25 protein-coding genes and 1 pseudogene are annotated in these 17,961 nt (G+C 52.0%); 12 read left to right on the forward strand and 14 right to left on the reverse strand.

Annotated elements, in window-relative coordinates:
- Positions 1-84 precede the first annotated feature (84 nt).
- The 6 genes and pseudogenes from IC37_RS12450 to IC37_RS12475 all read right to left on the reverse strand — a co-directional run bounded on the left by IC37_RS12450 (position 85) and on the right by IC37_RS12475 (position 3,701).
- The gene (locus IC37_RS12450) at positions 85-501 is read right to left on the reverse strand and encodes a CBS domain-containing protein (protein ID WP_030132123.1); all 417 of its coding nucleotides are present in this window, start codon (positions 499-501) and stop codon (positions 85-87) included.
- Between the two features lie 211 nt (positions 502-712).
- On the reverse strand, positions 713-1,405 hold the full coding sequence (locus IC37_RS12455) for an SOS response-associated peptidase family protein (protein ID WP_030132124.1): 693 nt from the start codon (positions 1,403-1,405) through the stop codon (positions 713-715).
- 37 nt (positions 1,406-1,442) lie between these two features.
- A pseudogene (locus IC37_RS12460) lies at positions 1,443-1,754 on the reverse strand (XRE family transcriptional regulator); the annotation flags it as partial.
- Positions 1,755-2,083: 329 nt separating this feature from the next.
- On the reverse strand, positions 2,084-3,133 hold the full coding sequence (locus IC37_RS12465) for a tyrosine-type recombinase/integrase (protein WP_030132126.1): 1,050 nt from the start codon (positions 3,131-3,133) through the stop codon (positions 2,084-2,086).
- Position 3,134: 1 nt separating this feature from the next.
- Complete coding sequence (locus IC37_RS12470; RefSeq protein WP_030132127.1) at positions 3,135-3,377, reverse strand: DUF4224 domain-containing protein; 243 nt, start codon at positions 3,375-3,377, stop codon at positions 3,135-3,137.
- A 45-nt stretch (positions 3,378-3,422) separates the two neighbouring features.
- The gene (locus IC37_RS12475) at positions 3,423-3,701 is read right to left on the reverse strand and encodes a hypothetical protein (RefSeq protein ID WP_030132128.1); all 279 of its coding nucleotides are present in this window, start codon (positions 3,699-3,701) and stop codon (positions 3,423-3,425) included.
- Between the two features lie 137 nt (positions 3,702-3,838).
- Here IC37_RS12475 and IC37_RS29215 point away from each other — a divergent pair, with 137 nt between their 5' ends.
- Both IC37_RS29215 and IC37_RS29220 read left to right on the forward strand, forming a co-directional pair.
- Positions 3,839-4,909 carry a hypothetical protein gene (locus IC37_RS29215; RefSeq protein WP_143519180.1) on the forward strand — a complete coding sequence of 357 codons (1,071 nt, stop codon included), beginning with the start codon at positions 3,839-3,841 and terminating at the stop codon, positions 4,907-4,909.
- 88 nt (positions 4,910-4,997) lie between these two features.
- Positions 4,998-5,870, forward strand: a complete 873-nt coding sequence (locus IC37_RS29220; RefSeq protein ID WP_143519181.1) for a DUF2971 domain-containing protein — start codon at positions 4,998-5,000, stop codon at positions 5,868-5,870.
- Positions 5,871-5,920: 50 nt separating this feature from the next.
- On the opposite strand, the gene IC37_RS12490 is transcribed toward IC37_RS29220, so the two are convergent.
- From IC37_RS12490 to IC37_RS12510, 5 genes are all read right to left on the reverse strand, one after another.
- A complete protein-coding gene (locus IC37_RS12490; RefSeq protein ID WP_030132131.1) occupies positions 5,921-6,736 on the reverse strand; it encodes a DUF2303 family protein in 816 nt (271 codons plus the stop codon).
- Between the two features lie 26 nt (positions 6,737-6,762).
- The gene (locus IC37_RS12495; RefSeq protein ID WP_030132132.1) at positions 6,763-7,110 is read right to left on the reverse strand and encodes a hypothetical protein; all 348 of its coding nucleotides are present in this window, start codon (positions 7,108-7,110) and stop codon (positions 6,763-6,765) included.
- 91 nt (positions 7,111-7,201) lie between these two features.
- On the reverse strand, positions 7,202-7,516 hold the full coding sequence (locus tag IC37_RS12500) for a hypothetical protein (protein WP_030132133.1): 315 nt from the start codon (positions 7,514-7,516) through the stop codon (positions 7,202-7,204).
- Positions 7,513-7,785, reverse strand: coding sequence for a hypothetical protein (locus IC37_RS12505; RefSeq protein WP_030132134.1), 273 nt, complete (start codon positions 7,783-7,785; stop codon positions 7,513-7,515). The genes IC37_RS12500 and IC37_RS12505 overlap by 4 nt, the downstream gene beginning before the upstream one ends.
- A 620-nt stretch (positions 7,786-8,405) precedes the next feature.
- Positions 8,406-8,648 (reverse strand): DUF1654 domain-containing protein, encoded by a 243-nt coding sequence (locus tag IC37_RS12510; RefSeq protein ID WP_030132135.1) that lies wholly within the window; start codon positions 8,646-8,648, stop codon positions 8,406-8,408.
- Positions 8,649-8,798: 150 nt separating this feature from the next.
- On the opposite strand from IC37_RS12510, the gene IC37_RS12515 reads away from it, so the two are divergent.
- Together IC37_RS12515 and IC37_RS12520 are read left to right on the forward strand one after the other, a co-directional pair.
- The gene (locus tag IC37_RS12515) at positions 8,799-9,326 is read left to right on the forward strand and encodes a hypothetical protein (protein ID WP_030132136.1); all 528 of its coding nucleotides are present in this window, start codon (positions 8,799-8,801) and stop codon (positions 9,324-9,326) included.
- A gap of 3 nt (positions 9,327-9,329) precedes the next feature.
- On the forward strand, positions 9,330-10,193 hold the full coding sequence (locus tag IC37_RS12520) for a Kiwa anti-phage protein KwaB-like domain-containing protein (RefSeq protein ID WP_030132137.1): 864 nt from the start codon (positions 9,330-9,332) through the stop codon (positions 10,191-10,193).
- A gap of 32 nt (positions 10,194-10,225) precedes the next feature.
- Here IC37_RS12520 and IC37_RS12525 read toward each other — a convergent pair whose 3' ends face one another.
- Positions 10,226-10,936, reverse strand: coding sequence for a S24 family peptidase (locus tag IC37_RS12525; RefSeq protein WP_256580726.1), 711 nt, complete (start codon positions 10,934-10,936; stop codon positions 10,226-10,228).
- A gap of 116 nt (positions 10,937-11,052) precedes the next feature.
- Here IC37_RS12525 and IC37_RS12530 point away from each other — a divergent pair, with 116 nt between their 5' ends.
- The 8 genes from IC37_RS12530 (at position 11,053) to IC37_RS12565 (ending at position 15,869) form a co-directional block, all read left to right on the forward strand.
- The gene (locus IC37_RS12530; protein WP_051414889.1) at positions 11,053-11,292 is read left to right on the forward strand and encodes a Cro/CI family transcriptional regulator; all 240 of its coding nucleotides are present in this window, start codon (positions 11,053-11,055) and stop codon (positions 11,290-11,292) included.
- Between the two features lie 178 nt (positions 11,293-11,470).
- Positions 11,471-11,893 carry a phage regulatory CII family protein gene (locus IC37_RS12535; protein WP_030132140.1) on the forward strand — a complete coding sequence of 141 codons (423 nt, stop codon included), beginning with the start codon at positions 11,471-11,473 and terminating at the stop codon, positions 11,891-11,893.
- 184 nt (positions 11,894-12,077) lie between these two features.
- Positions 12,078-12,941: a helix-turn-helix domain-containing protein gene (locus IC37_RS12540; RefSeq protein WP_030132141.1), complete on the forward strand. Its 864-nt coding sequence runs from the start codon at positions 12,078-12,080 to the stop codon at positions 12,939-12,941.
- The gene (locus IC37_RS12545) at positions 12,934-13,722 is read left to right on the forward strand and encodes a hypothetical protein (RefSeq protein WP_030132142.1); all 789 of its coding nucleotides are present in this window, start codon (positions 12,934-12,936) and stop codon (positions 13,720-13,722) included. Before IC37_RS12540 ends, IC37_RS12545 begins: the two co-directional genes overlap by 8 nt.
- Positions 13,715-13,924, forward strand: coding sequence for a hypothetical protein (locus tag IC37_RS12550; RefSeq protein WP_081729415.1), 210 nt, complete (start codon positions 13,715-13,717; stop codon positions 13,922-13,924). Before IC37_RS12545 ends, IC37_RS12550 begins: the two co-directional genes overlap by 8 nt.
- A partial coding sequence (locus IC37_RS12555; RefSeq protein ID WP_143519188.1) for a site-specific integrase occupies positions 13,921-15,126 on the forward strand: 1,206 nt, incomplete at its 3' end. The genes IC37_RS12550 and IC37_RS12555, both read left to right, overlap by 4 nt.
- Before the next feature lie 31 nt (positions 15,127-15,157).
- Positions 15,158-15,475, forward strand: a complete 318-nt coding sequence (locus tag IC37_RS30510) for a hypothetical protein (RefSeq protein ID WP_030132144.1) — start codon at positions 15,158-15,160, stop codon at positions 15,473-15,475.
- Positions 15,476-15,479: 4 nt separating this feature from the next.
- A complete protein-coding gene (locus IC37_RS12565) occupies positions 15,480-15,869 on the forward strand; it encodes an antiterminator Q family protein (protein WP_030132145.1) in 390 nt (129 codons plus the stop codon).
- Positions 15,870-15,985: 116 nt separating this feature from the next.
- Here the strand turns inward: IC37_RS12565 and IC37_RS12570 are convergent, their stop codons facing one another.
- Positions 15,986-16,474, reverse strand: a complete 489-nt coding sequence (locus IC37_RS12570; RefSeq protein WP_030132146.1) for a hypothetical protein — start codon at positions 16,472-16,474, stop codon at positions 15,986-15,988.
- Between the two features lie 21 nt (positions 16,475-16,495).
- A complete protein-coding gene (locus IC37_RS29225; protein WP_143519182.1) occupies positions 16,496-17,440 on the reverse strand; it encodes a hypothetical protein in 945 nt (314 codons plus the stop codon).
- Positions 17,441-17,961 lie beyond the last annotated feature (521 nt).

Raw genomic sequence — 17,961 nt, forward strand, 5'->3', positions numbered from 1 at the left:
CCTGGTTTCGAACGGGATTCCAGGCCAGGCGAGCGTGCCAGATCCATGCGAGCTTTAATCCTGATGAACGCTGAAGCGGCCCGGTTAATGATGAGCCTGTGCCACTCCGTGTAAAACCGTAGCAGCGGCGGATTGAGATCGAGTGCTGGCAATGTTTCCCAGCGACACGACGCCAACCAGACGCTTGTCTCGGTTGAGCACGGGCAGGCGACGCAGTTGCACGTCCGCCATGTTTTTAGCCACATGCTCTATGTCTTCATCCTCGAAGCAATAGCGGATGCCGCCAGTCATTATTTTACTGATAGGGGTTTTGCCGGTAAGTCCTTCGGCTACGGCTCTAATGGTTATATCCCGGTCCGTGATCATGCCAATCAGACGCTCTTGCTCCTCGACCATGATGGCGCCGCTATCGATCCTGGCCATCATGTTCGCGGCCTCCTGGATCGTCTGGCTTGGTTTGGCTGTTAAAACATCTTTCGTCATGACTTCCGAAATCTTCATGAAAAGACTCCTTTAAAGAGATGCTTCAGTGATTAAGGGCTGCCAATTTTTTCGACTTGGAGGGGACGTGCGGGTTCAGATTGTTTTATCCCCGCTCGTCATGGTTGCGGACGGATAGGGCGTGTCCGGCCATACCCTGTTCGATGGTGGCGGAGGATGGTGGCGGGGCGTCACTGGGGATTCGTACAGGCGGGTAAGTCTGGGGGGCGAGTCATGTGCGCGGGCCGTCGACAGGCTCTATCAGTTCTGAGCCCTGGTTCTTCACATTGCCCACAGCCAGGTCCACTTTGAACCATTCGAAGGCATCGCAAGGTTCGCCTTGCTGCAGAAGCATCTGTTCGGCACGCTCCTTGGGCGTGTACGGATCAAGCCATTCCCGCGCCAGTTCAGGATTGAGCGTCACTGGCCTACGGTCGTGAATGTCCACCATGCCGCCCTCACTGTCCGCAGTGATGATCACGAAGCCGTCATGCTCGTCCGGTTCATTTTCGTACCTTGGATACTGACCAATCGCAGCGCACAGGATCGGCGCGCGATCCTTGCGACGGATCAGGTAAGGCTGTTTCTTCGGACCGCCCTCGTAAACCCATTCAAACCAGTTGTCGATGGCGATAATTGCCCGGTGCGGCCATATTGCCTTGAAGAAAGGGTCATGGGCGACTTTCTCAACCCTGGCATTGATCGGTGTCGCGTGATCCCTGGCCCAGTGCGGTCGCCAGCCCCAACGAACCCTGTCGGCGTGCAGCACGCCGCTTTCCTCATGGAAGAGGGCGAGCTGAGTCGACGGCGCGGCATTGTAGAGTGCTAACGGCTGATCGCCAGCATTGTTGATCAGGGCGTTGGGCATGCTCAGCGCCGCCACGAACTCGTGAACACCTCGATACTGCGAAAGTCGTCCGCACATGGCTGAGCCCTCATGCTGAACCTTGAGCTTAGACAATAGTGAGTCCGAGCGTCTCCATCAGATCCTTGATCAGCTGCACAGGGGTGCACGTCGCCTCAAAAGCGGCATTCGATTCGCGAAACTGGTCGGAGTCGCGCTGGTAGGCCAGAATTTCGTCCTCGAGTTCAACGAGAATTTTCTCCTCGACCTTGCTCAATTCGCGCCCGTCGGTGAGTTCATCGAGCAGGTCGGTCGCACGCTCATAGTCAGCGGGGGTCTTGATGCCGTGCACAAATTCACCGCGCAGGCGATCAAGCGCCGCGTGTAGCTCGCCAAGCGTTGCGATCACGGTTTGAAGGATGTTTAACAATCGGCAGGACGCCGGAGGGGGGGGGCAGCCGCTGAGTTCTGGAACACGTCCATAATAGTTATGGAACACATGCCGAGAGCCGCGATTTTTATCAAACCCCAGAAACGAAAAAGCCCTGAATAATCAGGGCTCTAACGTACAAATATGGCGGAGGCGATGGGATTCGAACTCATGGACCTGTTACAGTCGACGGTTTTCAAGACCGCTATTTAAAGCCGCTAAAACCTTGGCCTGTAGCTCTTTTTCGTTACAGTACTTTTGTTTTTCGGCCCCTCTGTAGACCGCATTCTACAAGGGGCGAATTTTGAGTTTTGTAACGGGTTTTCGGGCTATTTTGATGGCTTGGCGATGGCGCCGATGCGGCGGTAAACGCGTTCCGTGATGTCGCCCTTGGTGTGACCCAAGAGCAGGCTCGCATCACCGACGTCGAGGATTTCTGACGCGGCTTTTGGTCTGATGTCACGAAACTGGAAGCTGCCGATTTTCTCGGCCAGCAGTGTGTCGCCAATCTCGTCAGCCTCTTTTTTGGCCTTTTCACGCGCCTTGTCCCACCGGTCGCGAAGCATCTTCGCAGTCATGCGCTTGCCGCGCGCACTCACAATCAGGTAGCTGCAGATGTGCTGGGCATTGCGCTCGGCCATATTCGCGATCAGCAGCCCCAAGCTGTTCGCCTCGTCGCCGTCAGTCATCTGGATACGCAGCTTCTTGTGTGTCTTGTTCTGCTGCACGCCCAAATATTTCCCCTCGACATCATCCTTTCTCATGACCAGAACATCTGCCGGCCGTTGCCCGGTGAGATAAGCCAGGTCCATCGCGTCTTTCAGCTCTTGAGCTGCCTTCTTGTAAACAGCATCCCAAACCACATCATTCGCGTAATAGTCCCTGGGCGTTTCCTTGTTTTTGCGCACGCCCTGGCAGGGGTTCTCCTTGGTCGTCAGCCCCCATTCCCGGGCGATATTGAAGATGTGGGAGAGGGTGGCGATCTCACGATTAGCCCGCACTTTAGCTGTCCGTGCATCCCGGTACCCGGCAATCGTGGCCGGGGTGATCGATTCGATGGGGGCGCTATCGAACATCGGTCGGAGCTGCTTGATCTCCGCCAGATTGTCTTTCTGGGTGCGCGGTGCTTTTTTGGAGACGATGTCGCGGATGTACCGGTCGAAGATGCCCTTCATGGTGCGCAGATCGAGCGGCTTTTCCTTGGCCTCCAGTTCTGCCCATTTGATCCTGGCCAGGTCCAAGTCTTTGCCCAGCGGGATCGCCTTACCAGTCAAGTCCAGGTAGTAATAGGCAATCCAGTCCTTTCCGCTTTTCCGTTTCCGCGTCCACTGATACATCCGGGGCGGCAAGTTGCGTGTTTCGGCCTTGCGGGGTCGCATATCAGTTCACTCGTGAGAAGTCGGGCGTCCATGCCGGTGCCGCCGGCGGTGGGTTGGGGTCAGCGATGGTGGGCGTGATCATGCCCAGCTTCATGCGGGCGTACATGCGCCCCACGAGTGGACGCTTACCGCGGCTTTCGACGAACACCCAATGACGATCAATCAGCCAGCGCCGCTGGTAAGCCCTGGCCTTGTAGCCGGTGAGATCTGCCAGTTCTTCGTCTGAGAGAATTTCAGTTTCCATGTTGATGCTCCATGCCACGCGTGGCGGCAGAAGGTGGGGAGGGGATCAGATGATTGCGGTCAGCGTCTGACTGCCGTCGGCATGGGTAGTGGTCATGTGCATCACGGATCGGCTGGGCGGCCTGATGATGTTCAGCGCTTGGACGAATCTTTCATCTGACACATCGTCATCGCCGGGGAGGATGCTCGTGCAGTAAAGCGTTTCATCGTCTTCGTCTTGGAGCTGGGCCGAGAGCAGCAACGCGATGTTGTGTTCCTTGCAGATTTCGATGATCTGGTGGACTAGCGGGCTGATTTGTTCGTCGTACACATTTTCTTTTGACATGAGGATTCCTCGCCCGCCGCTCACCGGCAGGCTGGTAGGGGTTAGGTAGGGTTACGCTCGAGGGATTTGGTTTTCTGTGGGCATGGGAATACCTCGGAGGTATATTTAGTCTTTTGGGGGAGGGAAGGGGAGAAAGCATGAAAAGCCCAACGGATAGCTATTTCGCCACTGATTACAACAAGCAAGTTTTATCTAACGTGATGAGTAAAGTTCGCGGTGGATTAGATGCGATAAGAGATAGCAATAATGATAAACATAAGTTTCTTCTTGAGTTTGTCGGGATCACGCTTTTTCATATTCAAAGCAATCCTGGCAGTTTTGATGAAAGATGTATTATGAATATTGCCTCTATAGGCGACCGGTTCATGGAAGAAGTTAGGAGTTTTGACCTGAGCGAAGAAAGCGCCGAACATCTTTTTGCTTACTGCTACCGATTTGTAGTTGAGTATCAGATCAGCACTCCGCATTCGATTTCGTCAGAGCTACTGGCTATTTTATCTCGTGTTTCGGATTTCGAATATGGCGCTTCAGCCAGTCAAGTCAGATATGCTGGTCACCAAATGTTGTTTAACGTTGTACAGCATTACTTGTATCACCCAAGTCTAACGTCATTGAAAAATTTGCCGGAGGTTATTCAGCGTTCTGAAACCGAACGGGAGAATGCTGAAAAATCCATCCTCGACAGGGAGACCAGAGTAAACGCTTTAGCTGAAAAGCTTGAGACGTATGAAACAGCGTTTAATTTTGTTGGGCTTTACTCAGGTTTCAAAAGTCTGAAGATTACAAAGGTTTCTGAAAGGAGGTGGAGTTTTTTCTTTCTTCTCGTGCTTGGTGCCTTGCTGCTATTTCCGGTAGTTATAAAATTCGCAAGCTTGCTCAACGCACCAGCAAAATCAGAACCAGACTTGATAGGCCTTGCCGCTCTAGCTGGCTTGGAATTACTGCTTCTTTATTTTTTCAGAGTGGCACTCCAAAACTTTCGTTCTATCAAAGCTCAACTGCTTCAGATTGATTTGCGGATGACGCTTTGCCAATTTGTGCAGAGGTATGCGGAATATTCAAAAGGCGCACCTGAGGGTAGCAAGGGGCTGCTGGAGCGTTTTGAGCAGGTTGTGTTTAGTGGCATAGTTAATGATGAAAGCGCGATACCTTCTACATTCGATGGCTTAGATAAGCTTGCCGAATTGGTGGGTAAAATCCGCAAATGATCAGGGCGGGTCACTAGCCGGCTGGCGTGTTTCGTTGAAGTGGGGTATTTGTGTTCGGACCAGGGGTTAGCCTAATCAAGGAGGCAGGGTGGAAGTAGAAGTGCTAAAAAGTTTAAATGACGACATGATTTTATGGAGATACATGTCTCTGGATAAATTTGTAAATTTATTGGATGACGGTGGAATTTATTTTGCACCTCTTGACTCCTACATGACATCCGATCCATATGAGGGTTTTCCTCCGGCTGTGGCCATAAAAGCAATGTATTCGGTCAGTGATTCTACATATGAAGGTGTAATCAATTTTGTGTCTTCGCTGGAGAATTCTGCGCGCCAAAAAACTCCTGAATTTTTAGATGCAATACAGAAAGCAAAAGATCAGCTGGCAACACGTTCAGCGGTGTTTCGTAAGCTACTCAGTTTGCTATCAAAGGGAACGTTAGTAAGCTGCTGGTATTATTCTGAGCATCAATCAGAGGCTATGTGGAAGCTTTACAGCGATCAAGGGAAAGGAGTTGCCGTAAAAACTACTGTTGGTAAGCTGAAGCATGCTTTGAGCGCTGCAATTGCCACGGAAAGACAAACAAAAATATTTCTTGGAAAGGTTAAATATCTAGACTATTCCGATTCTTCTATCGCACCTTCTGATTGCGTTGTTGATGGCCATATAATGCCATTGCTCAAAAGGGTGTCATACTCGCATGAGAACGAAGTTCGTGCTTTTTTGTGTCCTGATTTAGATGTAAATAATTTGGATGATTTTGTTATTAAGCCATACATGGCTAATTGCGATGTTTTCAAACTTATTGATGGGGTTTATGTATCCCCTTTTGTAAGTGGCTCTTACGTGAAGGCTGTCGGCGCAATTGCAAAATCGTTCGGCCTCCCTTGCCCAGTTGAACAGTCAAATCTTCTAAATGGAGCTGACGATTTATTTCATTGGTTAGATCGAGATGAGTAGTTGTAACGTACCGGGTGTCAGTAGTCAGGCCGGTTACCCGGCCTGTGTGCTTATTTCGGATCGAACGAGCCCAAGGATAACCCGGCAGCATCGCCAATCTTCTCCTGCAGTACAGTCTTAAACTCTTGCGCGATGTCCTCGCGCTGAACCTCTTCTCCAACCCAGCGCAGCTTCAGCGCCGGCTGTGCGCTGCTGGTGATCACGGAAATCCGCAGGTTGATCTGCTGTTCAGTCAAACCCTCGTAAGGAATGGTGTTGAATAGCAGAGCCGCCGGTAACGTCTCCTTGCTGCGGGCCTCAATCTGGTCCATGGCGCTACGGCTGGCGCTGGTGTCGCCGACGGTGGTTTCGGATTCGCTGGTTGCCTTAACCGTGATCGTCCGTACGGCTGCAATGGCCCTGGCGACAGGAATCGCTTTGCCTTCGTCATCCACAGGTGTCAGGTATTGGTGCCAGTCCTCGATCCAGTCGCTCAAGTCCTTCTGCGACATGGCCCGGCCACCAATGGCTTGCGCGGCCTTGTAGCCGGCCGATGCCTTGAGTTTCAGGACTGCACGGTCGTCTGCGTGACCCGGCTCTGCATCAGTTCCCAGGTTGAACAGCAATGTGCAGGTCATTTCGTCCTGGTCGATGAAGCCTTTGGCAGTTGAGATTGCCCGCTCGGCGACGTAAGTGCTGAAGTCGGCCAGCGAGTGGGTGGAGTAGATGCCACGGAAACGGCTGCGGCCGGCGTTCCATTTTTCCATGGTGACCACTTGGCAACCTTCGGGTAGCACAATGGTAGGCGTATGGGTGGCCAGCGCTTTGCCACTCGCTTCGAGCGCGGTGTCGGTGATGAGCTGGATCGCTTCTTTGGTCAGAGACATTGTTCAGTTCCTTGATGGTCGAGCGGTTAGGTGCGGGGAGTGATAGGGGCTTGTTCGCGGCTGAAGAGCTGATCATGCTTCTCCGCGAAGAGGGTGATCTTGCCGCCGGAGCCGACGTGCATCGGCGTGTCCAGGCTGGTGTTCTCGCTGCGGGTGCCACGCTTGGTCGGCACCTTGTAGTCGAGTCTGTGCTTGATCTTCACCTGGCTCGATTCGCCGATCTGGCAGAAGTCCAGGGTGATCACCAACTTGCCGGCCTTGCCGTGATCAACGACTCCGGCAGCTACTTCGGAAAGGGCGTGGCCGATCTGGCTGGCGAAAGCGCCGCCGTTGAGCTCTTCGAGGAATTCTGCGGTATCGGTAGGAGTGGGCATGGCTGTTGCTCCGGGGTGGCCAATAGGCCGCTAGGTGGGAGGTTGAATTGCGACTGACGAAGGCGCTGGCGCACCTGGTTGTTGATGCGTCTCACGGCGGCCCCGGGAACTTGATGTTGTTCTCGCGGGCGATGAGCCTGGCGCGTTTGGTTTCCATGCCCATTTCTTTCGCTGCTTCGATGACGGTCTTGCCGGCGTCGGCCAGATGCTTCAGCCGCGGTGCGAGCTTGTCGCGCTCAATTTTCAGCTTATTGCTGTGGGAGCTGCCGAACACCAACTCCCTTTCACCACTGAAGCCCGGGGCGATTTCCTGCACCGATCGACCGGCGCCGAAGAATTGATCCAGCTGCCGATTCAGGTTCGCGATGAGCGAGTCTCGCGGATTGGGCATTGGTACGCCGATCACTGCGCACCTCCAGGAAGGCGGCTGGCCTTTTCCTCGAGCTGCATGGCGTAGTCGACAGCTGATGCGTATTCGAAGCGGAAGCCCCGGGTCTTGCCGGTGACCAGGTCGACAATGTGGTAAGCCTTTGGCCCGACGGTCTTCACCTGGAAGCGCACTTTCTGCACAGGCGCTTCCTTGCCGATCAATGAGTAGAACTCGGACGTTGCGATAACTGCGCGAAGACGCAGAGCCTGAAGCCCGTCGATGCGCTGCTGAATGAGTGATTGCATGGCTGATTCCTCGGGGTGGGTTGCGTGTATCCGTCAGCACTCTGGCTGCCTGCTGGTTGCCGTTGGACGCAGGGGAGAGTGCTGACGGATAAAGGCAGGCGTAAAAAAACCAGACCGAAATCTGGCTTTACCTCCTACGTAACGAGCCCGCCGAGCGCATAAGGGCTGTGCGGGTATCTGAAGTTCACATGGGCCAATCCTCCACGCAGGGTGAGCTGAACAATGCAGGTGGCCGGTACAAGCCGGGGTTTCGCCCGCATCCCGCTGCCCACTCAGTGAATGGGCAGAAGTGATGCTGTCTATCCAATTGCCGCTGGAAGGGGCGGGGTGCATTACATGCCGGGTCATTCACTCGGTTCTGGCGTTTCACCATCGAGCAGCCGCCCAGGTTGTTCCTGTCGTTGGCAGGCCTTCGGGCCTGTCTGCTCGCCGGTCGCCGGTAGAGGCAATGCGGTCTGTTGTTTGTTGCGCTGACTGTTAAAGAGCGGCGGTCCTTTTACTGCGGAGCCGATGGTGCGCTGGCTTGAGATACAAATTACTAGCGATAATAATATTGGTCAAGACCGCAGGTAATAAAAAATATTGTAGGTAATAAAAAACCCGCTCAATGGCGGGCTTCCTTATGCATCGCAGTAGCCTTTCCAGCCTATCCTGACAGCTCCGCTCTCTAGGTGATCAATTCGGACGCCGCTGGTTTCCTCGATTTCCAAGAGGATCTGCTGCCAGACCTCAGAATTTTCGTCTTCTTGTCTGGTGACGGTAATGGTCTGGACCTTCTGCACATTTGGTGCAGCTATGAGTCGCTGTACGCGTCTGCCGATTCGCTCGTATGCGCCAGCAAATTTATCTTCCGTACCAATCATCGCATGAGCTTCCTTTGTATACTGTATGCATATACAGTATATTTTGCTTTCCGTGTTTTACAAGCCTGTTTTGATACGCTCGCATACAGGTCTGGGCAGGCAGAACGCCTTCCCTAAGCTATGATCCAAACCAGATACGATGGAGGCGGAATGTTAGGAAAACCAACCAGAGTGCTGCTGGCACTCACCGCGATAGCACCTTTATCGGTTTCGTTGGCTTATGTTTTCGCGACACGAGACCACAACTGGTTAATGGCGATATGGGCTATTTGTGGTTGTGTTGCACTCGGGATTATTTCAAGTTGGATTATAAGTTCAGCTTCTACAAAGTTTGAGCAGCTTCCGATAGTTATAAAAAAGGCAAAGAGTGCGGATAAGGAAGTCGTAGGGTTTTTTATTGCGTATGCTTTGCCATTGATTTTTAAAGGCCAGACCGATGCCGATATTGGGGCCTGGCTGTTGGCTTCTTTAATGTTGGTATTTGTACTCTGGACTACTCATGCATTACAAGTTAATCCGGTTTTAGGTCTGTTGGGATTTCATTTCTATGAGGTTGAAACTCAGGAGGGGGTGACATATCTATTGATAAGTAAACGTACGATAAATAATGTTACAAGTATTAAAAAAGTCGTTCAGCTCACTGAATATGGAATATTGGAAGCAGACATAAAGGGATAGACTATGAATCTTTTTGCTCTTACTGATGTTGCTGGATCTAGAATAATCAGATTTCCGCTTTCGGCGGACCTGCGGGATGACATCGCCACGATATTTGAGAATCAGGCAAATGCCTTTTTTGACGGCGTAGATACAATAGTGCCTTTCGACGGGCGTTATATTCCTGAAGAGGGCGAACTGCTTTCAATTAATGACTTCGCAGATGTGGATGGGCTCTCTAATGCCGTCGCCAGCCCCTTATCCATTGATCAGTATGATCCTGAGGTTCATAGCCTAGACTCGGTGAAAGCGTTGTTCATGGGGCGAATACACAATAATAACCCTCAGATACTGATTCAGCTGTTTGAAAGGCGAAGGCTCATTGCACGCAGTGGACTAGCGATGTTTTTCGCAGGTAATCAATTTCAGAAAATGACGGACTCAGGTCTGTCCTTGGATACAAAGCTGCTAGCTGTTATTGAAGGGGATGCTCTGAAATTTCAAAGCTTCCACTTTGCTCGTCGAGTGTTTGAGCTGAGTGAGTATTTTAAAGAAGCTACGAATGAAGAAGTTACTACGTTCGCTGGGCATGAAAAGCTTGCAGTGGCGAACATGGCTGATTTTTTAGAATCAGCTGGTCCGCAAGTTCGCAAGAAAATATCCTTGATCAGACAGTCGGCGGTTTTGGAGAATTACTCGGTTCAAGATATTCTAGCTGTTGCGACTACATTTCAGTTTCCGATCAATCTAAGTGAAGATGGGAGGATTGAGGTTCCAACTAATCGCACTGAGCTTCGTCGGCTTTTGCGTTTTTTAGATGAGGATTATTATGAATCTCCTCTTTCTAGAACGCGTTTTATCTCAAACTCCAAGAGAGTTGCAGATTAAAAGTGCAGCTCTAGAGAGCGTACTTCGCTTCTCTAGAGCTTCTGCAGTGCCCTAACCACCACGCCGACGATCCGGCAGTTCTCCGCACACATCTCGATAGGGTAGGCCGGGTTCAGGGGTTTCAAGAAGCGTCGCCCGCCATCATCAACCAATTTTTTGAACGTGGCCTGATCGCTGTCAGCCAGCTTGGCGACGACCAGTTTCCCAGACTGTGCATCGGCCTCTGTGTCGACGAGGATTAACGTACCCTCAGTAATACTCATGCCGACAGGCGAGGTCATCGAGTCACCTTTGACCTCAAGCCAGAACGCTGGGCCTTTTGAGTTGTAGTCAGACAGTTCGTATCGATCAGAAAACCCAGGCGGGAAGGGCTCGACCGCTTCGGCCCAAGCCCCCGCGGCAACCCAGCTGATTACCGGGTACCGGAACGACTCTATTGGCTGGCTCGTCATTTCGATGTTAGGTAACTCCGAGCTTGAAAGTCTGCCGATCTCTTTGGCCAAGCGCTCGCTAAAAGCAGAGACAGGGACTTTTAAGTAACGTGCAAATACAGACGCAGCCTCGACATTCAGGGCATTTCGCCCCGTCAAATAATGGCTTGCGGCGCTCTGACTGTTCGCCTTAAGACCTTCGATTGCGATCTTTTCTTGGCTAAGCCCGAGCTCTTTCTTTTTCGCCTTGTAAATGGCGTTGAGGGCTGCGCACTCGCTTGCCTCGATATCGGACAGTTGGCGCTTTTTCACTTTTATATTCATTGGTCAACTGTATTACTTCCGATATTAACATTCCAAGACCGCGGATATTGACACAAATAAGACCGCAGGTAATACTGCTCATGCGTAGAGCAGGAGAATCCCGTATGCAACGCATTCCGTTGAAAGAGTTTGTAGAAAAGGTTGGGCAGATGAGAGCAGCAGCCGCGCTTGGATTGACTCAGGGCGGGATAAGTAAGGCTATCAGCGCTGACCGAGCGGTTTACGTAATCGAGCTTTCCAATGGCTCCTTCAGGGCTGAGGAGATCAAGCCCTTCCCTGGTCAGGTTCCGCGCCTAGCAGCTGAATCCTTACCAGATCAGCCAGCAGCTCAAAGAAGGCCATAGCCTGATTTTTAGGCAGAGAGGAAAGGGCGGTTGCTAAAGCCCCCGACATGCAGTGAAGGCCATTTACCCCGCCTTGCAGTTCGGTTGTCGTCATGAAGCATCCTTGAACAGATTCAGTACGCAAATGATCGCTTCAACACCTGCGGGGCACCACGGAAACAAAGTCGAGGTTTTACGAATGGAAGATTTCTTGAGGGCATGCCAGAGCGCCGTCCTCGACAACGCGGCCAAATCGCTTGCTGCAAAGATGGGTGTGCCGCATGTCAGCCTACTCCAGCGTGCGAATCCGGATAACGACGCTCATCACCTGACCATCGAACATCTGTTTGGGATTCTTCTACACACCGGTGACTTGCGCCCACTGATTGCTCTTGCCAATGAGTTCGGCTTCGACCTTGTCGCTAAAGAAGCACCGGCACCGAAGGCTTTGACTACTTCGATGATCGGCGTGGGCAAGGAGGTCGCTGACTTGACCATTGCGGTGCATGACGCCCTAGAGGACAGCCACATATCCAGCAGCGAGAAAGCCGAAATCCTGACAGAGATCGGGCATGTGCGAGAGAGCTTGTCGGTCATGGAAGTTTCGGTAAAGGCCGCCTGAATCACAGACACAAAAAAGCCGACGGACTAGGTCGGCTTTTTCAACAGCGTTAAAACTTTCTGGAGTCGATTATGCACATCCACATCACCCCCGGCAATACCCGCCATGTCGTGACACATTTCGAGCATCCGCTAAACGTGTCACGGCCCAGTGTCACAATCGAATTTGAGAGCGGAGATCGGGTGTGAGCACCATAATTATGAGCTTGTGCTGGCCGCTTCAGGGCATGAGCCCTGCTCAGAAGTCCGTGCTGATTTCTTTATCTGACAATGCGAATGATGAGGGCGTCTGCTGGCCTTCAATCGCCAAAATTGGTCAAAGAACTTGCCTCGCTGAGCGAACTGTACAAAGCGCGATTAGGTGGCTGTGTTCAGCAGGGATTCTGACTGTTCGGGAGCGTTTGGGGCGCTCGACGATGTACATGATCACCCCCGCGACATATGCACCCCCGCAGGAAATTCACCCCGCAAATGCTGCGGGGGTACCTCCGCATCAGTCGCACCCCACCCCCGCAAATGCTGCGCCACCCCCCCGCAGCAGCTGCACCCAGAACCGTAATAGAACCGCCATTGAACCATCAGTAGAACCGCAATCCTCTTTCCCGGCCCTAATCGGGCAGGGCACGGTCGTTGTTGCGGCCCCCGAGAAAGAGATTCGGTCGAAGGCAAAAATTGAAGCTGACCGTCAAGAAGCATGCCGGGGAATTTGGACGAGCTACGCAGCGGCTTACTTCGAACGCTATCAGACAGAGCCAGTTCGCAATGCAACCGTGAATACCCAAATAAACAACCTGCTGAAACGCCTGGGTGCTGATGAGGCACGCTCTGTCGCTGCTTACTACGTCTCGATTCAAGACGCTTACTTAATTCGTTCATGCCACGACATCGGCTCGTTGTTGGCCAAGGCGGAGGCCTATCGCACCCAGTGGGCAACCAACACTCAGGTCAATGGCACTACTGCGAAACAGATGGAAAACACCCAGGCGAACATGTCGACGGCCGAGCAAGCCAAGGCAATGTTGCGCAAGCGTGGTGTCGAAAATGCTTAACCAAAACGAGCTCGAAATTGCCATCGACTTGCTCTGCGGCACGGCTGAAGCGATGGGTGTGACCTTGAGCCCAAATGCTGCAGCGATCATGGCGGTGGATTTGAGCGAGTGTCCACTGAACCTCATTGAGAAGGCGCTGAAGGCTTGCCGCAAGGAAGTCCGCGGCAAGCTGACGATGGCGGACATCATGTCGCGCATCGAATCGGCGGATGGACGTCCAGACAAAGACGAGGCTTGGGCAATCGCTCTCGCTTCGAGCGACGAATTCAACACCGTTGTCATGACCGATGAAGTCCAGATCGCCCTCGGCGCCGCGCGTCCAGTGCTCAATCTTGGCGACAAGGTTGGTGCCCGTATGGCGTTCATCAACGCTTACGAGCGACTTGTTACCCAGTCTCGCGCCGAATCGAAGCCGGTGAATTGGCATGTCTCCATTGGGTTCGATTCGAATCGTCGGATCGAAGCAGTCAATGCCGCCGTTCAAATGCAGCGTATCCCGCAAGAACGCGGGCGTCTTTACCTGGCCGACTTGAGTCATGAGCCGATCACTGAAGATGGGCGCGCCCTCGCGGGGCTGATCACGGGGCAGATCGTTAAAGCGACACCTGAGGTGAGGGAAAAGCTGAAGGACGTAAAAGCCAGCATGCTGAAGATACGCAAAGCAAGTGCCGAGCAAAAAAGGCTGGCCCGTGTGACGGCCGAACAAGAATTTGCTGCCCGTCGGGCGTTTTTGTCCCAGCAGGCAATTGATGCAATGTCTAAGGGGGCCCCCTATGTCTGATCGCCGCCTGGCTAATCCTGATCCAGCGAACTACCGATTCGCCGTGTTCTGTTGCTCTTACAAGTGGGATCTAGGGAGTACTCCCGATCACGCACTGGCGCTGTTTGTTGATCAGGCGATGGCCGAGCGTTATGGCGCATCGATGTGGCCGAACACCTTTCAAGTCGTCGATCTTCTGGCGCCCGTAGGTAACCCGCAATGACGGCCCAAGTGAAAACCCTGACCGTGAAACTTTCGGATGCCGAAATTGAGCGCAGTGCCAAGAAGCTGCACATCCGCGATCTGCGAGATGCGAGTCACCCGGCGTTGCACTTTCGTTTCGCGAAGAATCGAGCGCACGGTTCCTGGTACTTGCTCAGCAAGCGCACCTGGCACCGGATTGGCGGGTTTCCAGATCTGAGTACCAAGCAGGTTGTGGCCGCGTTGCCGGCGGTGCGCCTTCGGGTTGCTGCCAACGAGGGCTCAACGCTTTCAACTTGGGTCACTACCGGTGAGTTGTTGGCTTGGTATGCCGATCGAATGGCCCGCGACCGCAACCTGTCCGAGAAACGCAAAAAAACCGGTGCCTCGGCCATTAAGTGCCACCTGATGCCACGCCTGGGCGACCTGCCGCTGACCGGCATTGACAAGGCCACCCTCGACAGTCAGCTCATGTGGCCATTGCAGGAAAGCATTTCCATTGACTACGTGCGCCTGGTGTTCCAGTTGCTGGCCCTGGCCTTCCGACAGGCGTTCAAGTTGGGCCTTATTTCGTCCAACCCCCTGGCGTCCGTCAAGTTCAGTGACTTCTCCAAGGCGAAGGTGGGTATCAAACCTTCCCGGTTACGCAGCACCCAGCTTCAAGACCTCATGACACGTTTGCTCGGTGCCATGGCGAACAACCCGTCGGATGGGCTGCTCGCGCTGATGATGCTTTGCCACGGCACGCGCATCGGTGAAACGCGACAGACGCGGTGGTCGCACATCAGCCTGGCGGAGTGCGAGTGGTTCATTCCGGCCGAGCACACCAAGACGGGCGTGGAGCATCACCTGCCGCTGACTGAACAGGTGCGCAAGGTGCTGATCAGTTATCGCGAGATCCAGCGGGCCAAAGGATATGACGGTCAGTTCCTGTTTCCGTCGCGCAACGGCAAAGCGCTCAGTGAAGGGCAGGCGAGTGCCGTATTCGGGCGGCTGGGGCAGGGCGAGTGGACCAGCCATGACTTGCGCAAAGTCGCCCGCACCGGTTGGGCAGACCTTGGCGTCGACCACCTGATCGGTGAGTTGCTGATCAATCATGCCATGGGCCACAACGTGAAGGTGTACATCCAGTCGGACGTCATGAGCCGTAAGCGCGAGGCTCTTGAGCAGTGGCACGCGCATCTAGATACGAAGGGCTTTGACCAGATTCATATGTTGACCGGCNAGAATCAACCATAGGCGAGGTTTAAAAATGATGAAAAAGCAGCATGGCCCCGCCTTTCGCAAACAGCTGATCGAGCTGGCCCAGTGCCCGGCGTGCCGGGGGAAGGCAGTTATCAAGGGCGTTTTCCACGAGATGGAATGCATCCAGTGCAACGCGTCCGGGTGGGTCGTTGCCGAAACCGGCGAGGCGCTTCAGTTACAGGATTTGGTTATGCAATTGAGCTTCAAGTTGCAGGAGGCACAGCGGAAGGTCGAGGCGTTGAAGCGTGCATCGACCACCGGTATCGGAAAGCACTACGAATTGAACAACCGCCTGGGAGCAGGCGGGTCGAACTACACAGGGGATTGAGAGCATGATGATTCGCAAGCCGGCAGGACGGCCTTTGGGGGATACCGAGTACTTACTGGAACAGTGGGGCTGGTGGCGTATGGATGGGATGGGTGTACCTGGTTACACATCGCCGAGTTTTGCGCTGATGTGCCAAGCGATACCGCAGCCATCTGCAAGTAGGAGCTACTGCATTACGGATGATTGGGCTATCGCCATCGACAGCGCCGTTGCCAGACTGGCTAGTCGTGATCAACAAATGGGGGATATCGTTTGGTTGTATTTTGGCAGCAAGTGGCCTATGGCGAGAGTAGGTAAATATTACGGAATTAGTGAGGGGAAAGCTCGTGAACTGGCGCGAGCTGGTGCGGCATGGATCGATTGCGCATTAAGTTGCATACGAGAGGCAGCATAAAGGGACTGGGTCAGTGCATCTGCTTGGTGTTTTTTCGCATTCCTAGAGAGTGCTTTAACCAAGAACTAAAGATCGCTTTTGACCCAGATTTCATACCCGTATTTAAATTGTTGCAGTCATTGAGAGTCAGGAGTGCTGAGTAGAGTGGCGTTTGATGTGGCTAATTCGTCAAGCGCCTGAAGTGTCTCAGATCCTAATTTTCCAGTTTCTTTGTCACTGTCATTTACTGCCTCGACAAATACTCTGATTGCCTTAAGGATTGTTCCGGCCGTGCCGGTCTGAACCGCTACGGCGATGCCTAGTATAGAACCTGCAACAGTAAGTATTTTTTCAATGTTTTTTACTAGTTTAACAAACTCCTCGATCCTTTCTGATGCGCTTTGAAGTGCAGTGATCGCGTCTTTAGACTCCTGTCCTCTGACAACGATGTCGAGCGCGTACAGTCGATCGGCTTGGCGCAGAAACTCTCTTTCAGTGTCGTATATCTCTTGTTCTTTTTCTAAGGGTAGTATCTGTCTTCGAGCCAATCTAAGTACGCTCGCTTGTTCTAAAAAAGAATCTGCCAGTGCTATTCTTTCTTTGGGGATATTGCCGCCATTGCTCATGATATAGATCTCTCTCTATTGTTACGCCCGAAGGACGATGAAGTTTTCGCGTGCTTCTTTCGCTTTCTCATAGAAGTTTTTAATTTCTTCGAGAAGTTCTTCTTTGCTAAGTTCGCCGAAATTGTTCTTCAGGTCTGAATGGGCGTCGATCAAAGCATCACATGCTTCTGAGAATTTGCTTAGCGCATTCTTTTCTGCATCTATACCGGCTTGTTGCTTCAATATCTCGGCCTGCGCCAGCCTATATGGGAGTCGCGCACCTTTTGCTGCTTCTGGTTGTTGTGAGAATGTACCACTTGCTAGCAGCGTCAAAAATTGATCTTTGTCATTTCCAGGAGAGTACGAAAGATCAACAAGTCGAGCGAGAGGTTCGTTGGCGTAATTTTTTGCTGTATTAAGTTGGCTTTGAAGGTTTTTTTCAAATTCTTTCATGTTTTTTATCACGGCAACCAAGCTTTTATGATTGTCGCGCAGTTCTCGTTTTATCTTTTGGTCTACAATTATGCCTGTTGCTGCTTGTGAAACTGAGTTAAGTAGCTTTGTTGCAGCATCTACGGCTTTTTGATCTACTAACTTGCCGCCTGAGTTCTCGAGTTTTGATACTTTGGTCATGATTCCATTTATGTTGTCATCAAAGACTGAAGGTTCTAGTCCGGCTAAGACTCCAAGTGATTTGGCATATGATGAAACAACCGAGGAATAAGTTTGTAATGTATTAAAGGCTTGGTCATAGTCTTGGCATTCTTTGGTTGAGTTATTTGCTTGAGCAATGTACTCGGCGGGTTTTGTGAGTTCTTGATATATGTATTTTTTTTGACATGTGGCTTTTGCGTTTGATGCGTAGCTATTGAATGTATTTGTTAGCGACTCCGCTGAAGTTGAGAAAACCTTAACTGGCTCTTTGTTTGCGCATGCGGCAATTAAAACAGACCCGAAAACAATGCACGCTTTTGTCCGTGTGCTCATGCTTGGAACTCCAATTAAATTGCGTTCAGATACCATTTATTTGGGTATGGCCGAACCCAAAAGATATCGGTTGTACTAAAGTGAGATATCAAGTCACCATCATACTTTCTAGAGAAAAGCTGATTTCCGATGATAGTCAAGCGGCTAAGAAATTTTAATTATAACTTAGTGGCTGATAGCATTTTACTATCATTTTTGTGCGCTTGAATTTACTGCATTAGTTAGACTTTCTTTTGTTCTTCGTTTTTACACTGTTCCGATCCCATTCACTGCGGGCCATAGCTTATGGTTGATATGGATTCGACATTTTTTTGTCGTTTGAATTGTTTGTCGACATACATAGACATAGGAAGCGAAGCCATCTTTGGCAAGCAATGTGCGATTTTATTGACGGGAGAAAAAAGGCCTTTTCCGCGCGGAATAGTTCTGTTTTTATAGCAGCGTGTGATGCTGTGAACGCAGCGTGACGCCTTCGAGAACCCCGACCATCGTGTCGGGCTTGTGCGTTTCTGGACTACACG

This window comes from Pseudomonas sp. QTF5 (assembly GCF_000512695.2).
Classification (GTDB): Bacteria; Pseudomonadota; Gammaproteobacteria; order Pseudomonadales; family Pseudomonadaceae; genus Aquipseudomonas.

Coding starts and splice junctions, on each gene's coding strand:
- IC37_RS12450 (WP_030132123.1), bottom strand. CDS start 501: ATGAAGATTTCGGAAGTCATGACGAAAGATGTTTTAACAGCCAAACCA.
- IC37_RS12455 (WP_030132124.1), bottom strand. CDS start 1,405: ATGTGCGGACGACTTTCGCAGTATCGAGGTGTTCACGAGTTCGTGGCG.
- IC37_RS12465 (WP_030132126.1), bottom strand. CDS start 3,133: ATGCGACCCCGCAAGGCCGAAACACGCAACTTGCCGCCCCGGATGTAT.
- IC37_RS12470 (WP_030132127.1), bottom strand. CDS start 3,377: ATGGAAACTGAAATTCTCTCAGACGAAGAACTGGCAGATCTCACCGGC.
- IC37_RS12475 (WP_030132128.1), bottom strand. CDS start 3,701: ATGTCAAAAGAAAATGTGTACGACGAACAAATCAGCCCGCTAGTCCAC.
- IC37_RS29215 (WP_143519180.1), top strand. CDS start 3,839: ATGAAAAGCCCAACGGATAGCTATTTCGCCACTGATTACAACAAGCAA.
- IC37_RS12490 (WP_030132131.1), bottom strand. CDS start 6,736: ATGTCTCTGACCAAAGAAGCGATCCAGCTCATCACCGACACCGCGCTC.
- IC37_RS12495 (WP_030132132.1), bottom strand. CDS start 7,110: ATGCCCACTCCTACCGATACCGCAGAATTCCTCGAAGAGCTCAACGGC.
- IC37_RS12505 (WP_030132134.1), bottom strand. CDS start 7,785: ATGCAATCACTCATTCAGCAGCGCATCGACGGGCTTCAGGCTCTGCGT.
- IC37_RS12510 (WP_030132135.1), bottom strand. CDS start 8,648: ATGATTGGTACGGAAGATAAATTTGCTGGCGCATACGAGCGAATCGGC.
- IC37_RS12515 (WP_030132136.1), top strand. CDS start 8,799: ATGTTAGGAAAACCAACCAGAGTGCTGCTGGCACTCACCGCGATAGCA.
- IC37_RS12520 (WP_030132137.1), top strand. CDS start 9,330: ATGAATCTTTTTGCTCTTACTGATGTTGCTGGATCTAGAATAATCAGA.
- IC37_RS12530 (WP_051414889.1), top strand. CDS start 11,053: ATGCAACGCATTCCGTTGAAAGAGTTTGTAGAAAAGGTTGGGCAGATG.
- IC37_RS12535 (WP_030132140.1), top strand. CDS start 11,471: ATGGAAGATTTCTTGAGGGCATGCCAGAGCGCCGTCCTCGACAACGCG.
- IC37_RS12545 (WP_030132142.1), top strand. CDS start 12,934: ATGCTTAACCAAAACGAGCTCGAAATTGCCATCGACTTGCTCTGCGGC.
- IC37_RS12550 (WP_081729415.1), top strand. CDS start 13,715: ATGTCTGATCGCCGCCTGGCTAATCCTGATCCAGCGAACTACCGATTC.
- IC37_RS30510 (WP_030132144.1), top strand. CDS start 15,158: ATGAAAAAGCAGCATGGCCCCGCCTTTCGCAAACAGCTGATCGAGCTG.
- IC37_RS12565 (WP_030132145.1), top strand. CDS start 15,480: ATGATGATTCGCAAGCCGGCAGGACGGCCTTTGGGGGATACCGAGTAC.
- IC37_RS12570 (WP_030132146.1), bottom strand. CDS start 16,474: ATGAGCAATGGCGGCAATATCCCCAAAGAAAGAATAGCACTGGCAGAT.
- IC37_RS29225 (WP_143519182.1), bottom strand. CDS start 17,440: ATGAGCACACGGACAAAAGCGTGCATTGTTTTCGGGTCTGTTTTAATT.